2 protein-coding genes are annotated in these 1,142 nt (G+C 45.7%); one reads left to right on the top strand and one right to left on the bottom strand.

Going from position 1 to position 1,142, the window contains the following annotated elements; genetic code table 11:
- Positions 1–741: RluA family pseudouridine synthase (locus QT990_RS34480; RefSeq protein ID WP_333466339.1), on the top strand; the 741-nt coding region annotated here is incomplete at its 5' end.
- On the opposite strand, the gene QT990_RS35960 is transcribed toward QT990_RS34480, so the two are convergent.
- Positions 718–945: a DUF6883 domain-containing protein gene (locus QT990_RS35960; protein WP_445252096.1), complete on the bottom strand. Its 228-nt coding sequence runs from the start codon at positions 943–945 to the stop codon at positions 718–720. The genes QT990_RS34480 and QT990_RS35960 overlap by 24 nt on opposite strands.
- Positions 946–1,142 lie beyond the last annotated feature (197 nt).

The following is a 1,142-nucleotide window of genomic DNA, read 5'->3' as shown; positions in this document are numbered from 1 at the left end:
ATTTCTTGTGGAACGGGCATCTTGCCCGTTGCGGGCGGGCTAGAAGCCCAACCCCTACTCCCCACAAATCATCATATTTCTTGTGGAACGGGCATCTTGCCCGTTACCGAAATACTACCGATTATCTATGAAGACAAATGGTTGATTGCGGTCAATAAACCCTCTGGTTTGCTGTCAGTTCCAGGTCGTTATTTTGAAAATCAAGATAGTGTTTTCAGTCGTTTGCGGAACTTGTTAGCTGATAGTTTTAATTTGACAGTCGTGCATCGTTTAGACTTGGAAACATCTGGGATTTTGCTATTGGCGCGGGAGAAAGAAACTAGCAGTCAACTCAGGCAGCAATTTGCAAAAAAGCAGGTTCACAAAGTTTATGAAGCGGTGCTTTCGGGTACGGTAAAAATTGATGCGGGGACGATCGAACTCCCACTTTGGGGCGATCCCGAAAATCGCCCTTACCAGCAAGTCAATTGGGAGTGCGGAAAACCCAGCGTTACTCGCTTTCAGGTAATGGCGAGGGAAGGAAATTGCGATCGAGTCGAGTTTTTGCCGCTGACGGGACGCACCCATCAATTGAGGGTTCATGCAGCGGATGTTCGAGGGTTGGGGATACCGATTTTGGGCGATCGACTTTACGGATGTCGGGCTGCTGGGAAGCGGCTACACTTGCACGCGCGGGAACTTTCGTTTGAGCATCCGCAGTTGGGAGAAAGGTTATACCTACAGGCAGAAACACCATTTTGAGCTAAGGGCGATCGGGCAACGATCAATATCTGTAGAATAACAAGTAATTGCTTCAGCATCCAGAGTTTTAGTTGAAATTTGTGCTAACAGTAAGTCATAGTTTTCTTGATTTAATCCTAAACGAGGATGAAATATTACAGCATTATTGCTACCGACAGCGTTATCTAAATTAAGAGGATACTGTGTTGATTTTCGAGGATCGATAACGAGATGGCTGACAATTTATTTCAGCTTCATGTTTGTTGACCGAGCAGTAATTTTAGCACCTAACATATTAGATATCTGCTTTGGGAACCCGATCGACTTTTAATTTTAGCTCTAACGTATAGCGGTTCTCAAGCGTGGTGAGGTATGCCCTATGCCCTATGCCCTATGCCCTATGCCCTATGCCCTATGCCCTA

Origin of the sequence: Microcoleus sp. T3_B1 (assembly GCF_036700445.1) — a bacterium.
Classification (GTDB): domain Bacteria; phylum Cyanobacteriota; class Cyanobacteriia; order Cyanobacteriales; family Microcoleaceae; genus Microcoleus.
The sequence above is the reverse complement of the archived record's forward strand: the minus strand, read 5'-3'. Positions and strand labels throughout refer to the sequence as shown.